3 protein-coding genes are annotated in these 4,626 nt (G+C 70.8%); 2 read left to right on the forward strand and 1 reads right to left on the reverse strand.

What is annotated here, in order from left to right; genetic code table 11:
- Window positions 1–1,226, reverse strand: a 1,226-nt coding sequence (locus tag SACSA_RS25840; protein WP_198008967.1) for an AAA family ATPase, incomplete at its 3' end; no start/stop codon positions are given.
- Window positions 1,227–1,450: 224 nt separating this feature from the next.
- Here SACSA_RS25840 and SACSA_RS0106735 point away from each other — a divergent pair.
- Both SACSA_RS0106735 and SACSA_RS25845 read left to right on the forward strand, forming a co-directional pair.
- Window positions 1,451–1,927, forward strand: coding sequence for an AtaL-like protein (locus SACSA_RS0106735; protein ID WP_019814456.1), 477 nt, complete (start codon window positions 1,451–1,453; stop codon window positions 1,925–1,927).
- A 293-nt stretch (window positions 1,928–2,220) separates the two neighbouring features.
- On the forward strand, window positions 2,221–4,626 hold a 2,406-nt coding region (locus tag SACSA_RS25845), incomplete at its 3' end, for an ATP-binding protein (RefSeq protein WP_198008968.1).

A 4,626-nucleotide genomic window follows, 5' to 3' on the forward strand; every position in this document is an offset into this window, starting at 1 on the left:
GCGGCCGTCAGCGCGCGGACCGCGTCGGCGGTGAGCCGGGCGCGGCCGGGATCGTAGGTGTCCACCAGGTCGAGCGTGCGCAGCAGGAGGTCCGCCGCCGCGTTCGGGGCGGCGGCCACCACCTCTGAGAGCACTCCGAGCAGTGCCTCCACGGCTTGCCCGTCGCCGGGCAACGCGCTCGCGAGCAGGTGTTCGGCCGCCTCGACCACCCGGCCCTGGACGCTGAGCCGGGTGGCGGCCTCGCGATGCAACGTCCGGCGGGTGACTTCGGGCAGGCGCCGGTACAGCACCTCCCGGACGAGCTGCTGGCGGAAGCACAGTTGCGTGCTGTCGCCGGAGAGGATGCCCAGCTCCACCCCTTCCCGCACGCTGTCGACGAGGTCGAGCGGCGAACCGGCACCGAGCGCGGCGGCGTCGTGCACGGTGACCGGTTTGCCGAACACGGCGGCGATGTCGAGCAGCCGTCTCGTGGTGGGCGAAAGCTCCCGGAGCCGGTGCGACACCGCGTCGACGAACGCATCCGGCAGGTGCCCGGAGACCAGGTCGGCGATGCCGTCGCCGAGTTCGGCGTCTCCGGACTCCCGTATCGCATCGAGCAACTCCGTCAGCAACAGCGGGTTTCCCCCGGTGCGCCGCGCCAAGGACAGCACCGTGGGACTGGGGTCCTCGCCGAGCTCGTCTCGGCACATCTGTGCGATCTCGGCACCGTCCAGCGGTGCGAGCCGGATCGCGTCGGCGCCATCGCGCAGCAACCAGTCCACGGTGGTCGCTCCAGGCGCCGGGCCCGCTTCGGAGCGGCACGCGATCAGCCAGGATACCGAGCCGTGTGCCAGGGAGGGCACCAAGACCCGCAGGGCGTACGCGGTGACCTCGTCGGCCCAGTGGGCGTCGTCGAACAGCACCAGCACGGGCCGCTCGGCGGACCGTTCCTCAAGGCGTTCGCCGATCCGGTCGATGAGCAGCAGCCGGTTGGACGAATCGCGCGCGAGTTCGGCCATGTCGGTCACTTCGGGACCGGACAGAACGGGCGGATCGGCGCGCCGGAGCGCGTGCAGCAACGTCGAAAGCGGTGCCACCCTGTCGAGTTCGGAGGCGTGTCCGTGCACGACGGTCAGCCCCGCGTCGTGTCCGTGCCGGTCGGCGGCGGACAGCAGCCAGGTCTTGCCGATGCCCGGCGGTCCGGACACCACGACCGCGCGCCCGCGACCCCTCGCGGCCGAGGACACGGCGGTGAGCGTGTTCTCGCGTGCCGCGCGTCTTCCAGTCCCGCTGCTCATGCGATGCCCCCAACGAGCGTGCCCGCGTGCTCCTCGGCCCCTGCGGTGCGAATGGCGTGAACAAGTGATATCGGAACCACAGGCAGGACGGCAATCTCGATGCGCGAAAGCACGCGCCGACTCCGGCGACACCGCCGGGGTGACCGGCTCCGTTGAGGAGAGGACCTCGTCAGATGGTGACCTTCAGTCACACCGTACTCGTCAATGATCCGGACAGCACCGCACGCCCCATCGAGCGCGACCTGCTGTGGACGAACCTGTTGGAGAAGGCGGCGGACCCGGTGTACTACGTACCGTCCATCACCCGGTGCGCGGTGATCGAACGGTTCGACGACGGCTCGTTCGTCCGGGAGATCGAACTGCGCCACCGAATGACGGTGCGCGAACACGTCCGTCCGTACCAATCGGACCGAATCGTCTTCGAACAACTGAACAGCCCGGTGTTGGAAACGATTACGAACGAGATCGGTGAGGACGACGAGGGCAGGTTGACGTTCACTCTCACGGCGACCCTCTCCGACAAAGGCATGGAGGCGACCCAGCACGAACCAGGTTTCCTGATGATGAACGACCTGCTCTTCTTCGATACCGCCCGTGCCACGGTGAACACGCTGCGGCTCACGGCACACGCACTCGCGCCCGCAGGCTGATGCACCTCTCTCACAAGACGAACGCTGCGACAACAATGGTGACCTTTCCCGAATCGGGTCGAACCGGTGTCCCGCGAACGGGGTACTGGTAATTTCGTGGCCGGGACGGCGGCGCTGTGCGGCATGCTCGATTATCCGGCCCGACCGCTGGACTCGCTCGACGAATCGTGTCCGGGCCGGACCGACCGCCCGGGCAGCGCCGCACCACACAGATCGAGGGGGAACGCGAGTTGCCGGAAGGCAGATCCACCGACAGTTCCGACCAGATCGAGCCCACTAGGGCAACGGATTCGTTGCCGGCCACAGCACCGCCGGGGCACGAGGCAGAGTGGCTTCAGCTGACCGAGTCCCTCGCCCACGTCATGGACGGCCACACGGTGATCGTCATCGTGGACGGGCCGCCTGGCTCCGGCAAGACGTCGCTGTTGGACAAGCTCGTCCAGCACGCCCACCGTGTCGGCTTCAGCGTCCGCCAACCGATGCTGGCAGCCGAACCAGCGGTGTCTCGGCGACACACACAGGCCGGCGCCGACCGGCACATCGACATCCCGCAACAGGTGCACACCTCCTTCTCGGCGCGCGCTCGCGGGCTCGTGCCGCATCCCGCGTCGCCCATCCTGGTCGGCCAGGCCCCGGACCGGACGCCCACGCTTGTGGTCTGTGACGACGCCGACCGCCTCGAGTGCCCCGCGATGACGGAATGCCTCGACATTCTCGCGGGGCACGCCGAACGCGGCGCACTGCTCGTGTTGACGCGGTGCACCGCGCGCCTGGCCCGCGACGAAGGAACACGGTTGCAAGGGCTCCTGCACGGCGCACCGTACCCACAGGTGCACCTGCGGCTCGGCCCGTTGCCGGAACCGGTAGTCACGGCGCTGGCATCCGAGCGGTTCGGCGCGCCGCCGTGCCCCGGGCTCCAGACCCTGCTGGCGGCCACCGGCGGGAACCCCGAGCTGCTCGGCACGCTGCTCGACGGGCTGTTCGAGGAAGGGCTGATCAACATCGGCGACGCCACCGCCTCGGCCCGCCCCGACGTCCTCCCGCACCGCGTGCGGTCACTCGCCGCCGTGCGGCTGGCTCCACTGTCGGCCCGGTGCAGGCGGCTGCTGACCGTGGTGGGGGTCGTCGGGGCACCGTTGCGCGTGCATCAACTCGCCGCACTGGTCGGTGAGAGCACCACCGAACTGCTCGACGTACTCCGTGAAGCGCTCGACTCGGAGCTGCTCCGCGCGGAGGACCGCCGCCTCGTCGCCGCGCAGCAGCTCGTGGTGCGCACTCTCGCCGACGAGCTCGCGCCTGCCGTGCGCGGGGCCATCCTGCGCGACGTTGGCTTGATGCTGCGGGACTCCCCCGAGGCACGCGACGACGCCGCGGCCGCGCTCCTGCTCGCCGCGGACGCGGGAGACAAGCCGGTGCTGGACGCGATGGCCGAACTCGCCCGACGGCTGGTAGGTGACCACCCCGCGCGCGCGGCCGAACTGGCGCTCGCGGCGCTGCGACTGACCGACGACGACGACAACGCCTACGTGGACAGGGTCCGCACCGCCGTGAACGCGCTGATGGCGGCGGGCCGTATGTCCGAGGCCGCGGAACTGGCGAAGTGCGCGCTGGCACGGCCGCTCGACCCGGACACCACCGCCGAGTTGCGTTCGACCCTGGCCAACCTGTTGTTGATGAGCGGGCAAGCCACGGAGGTCACCGACGATGCGGAGGCGACGCTTGAGGAGCGCGCCGCGCCCGCAGTGGTACGGCAGACCGCGACAGCGGCCAAGATCTACGGTGCGTTCGTCCGGGAGGGACTCCGGTCGGAGGCGGAGGCGCGGCGGATCCTGGCGGCGGGTTCGGGTGGGGTCGGTGCGGTGCTGGCGGGCACGGTCCTGGCCAACGTGCTGTGGGAACGCGGTGTGCTGGGCGAGGCGCTGACGGTCGCCCGCAACGCGGTGGCGTCCGTTTCACACAGCACCCCGCCCGTGTGGCGGCCCCAGCCGAAGCTCGCGCTCGCCGAGAAGCTGGTGGACCTGCGGGAGTCGGCCGAGGCGGAGGCGCTGATCCGCGATCTCGACGCCGAGATCGACCGATACGGGCTCGCGGGCCAAGCCGCGGCCCCGAAGCTCGTCCGGGCGGAGCTGCTGCTGCACACCGGGCGTATGCCCGAAGCGCGGGAACTGGCTCGCGACGCGCTGCGCACCGTGCGCGACACCGGAACGTTCCTGCTCCAGCCTCGCGCGCTGGCCGTGTTGGCGACGGCCTCGCTGCGCGGCGGCGACCCGGTCGCGGCCGCGGGAGTGGTCGAGGAGTTCGCCGCGGCGGTCGAGGACGGGGTGGGCTTCTACCGCGCTCCACTGGAATGGATCGACGTGCAGGTCATCCACGCCAGGCACGGCGAGCACAACGCCGCCACCGAGGCGCTGCGCCGGTACCGCACCGAGCTGACCACACGGCGAGGCCTGTTCGTCGCCGAGCCCGGAGCGGGACCGTGGCTGATTCGGCTGGCGCTGCGGCTCGGCGAGCAGGAGCTGGCTCGCACCCTGTTCGACACGGTGTGCTCACTCAGCGACGACAATCCCGGATTCGGCCAGCTCGGCACCGCCGCCCGGCACGCACAGGGGTTGCTCGACGGGGACGCCGACGCGCTCCGGCAGGCCGTTGCCGAGCACCGGGACCCGTGGGCCGCGGCGTGGGCGGCCGAGGACCTGGGC

This window comes from Saccharomonospora saliphila YIM 90502 (genome assembly GCF_000383795.1).
In the GTDB taxonomy this organism is placed as follows: domain Bacteria; phylum Actinomycetota; class Actinomycetes; order Mycobacteriales; family Pseudonocardiaceae; genus Saccharomonospora; species Saccharomonospora saliphila.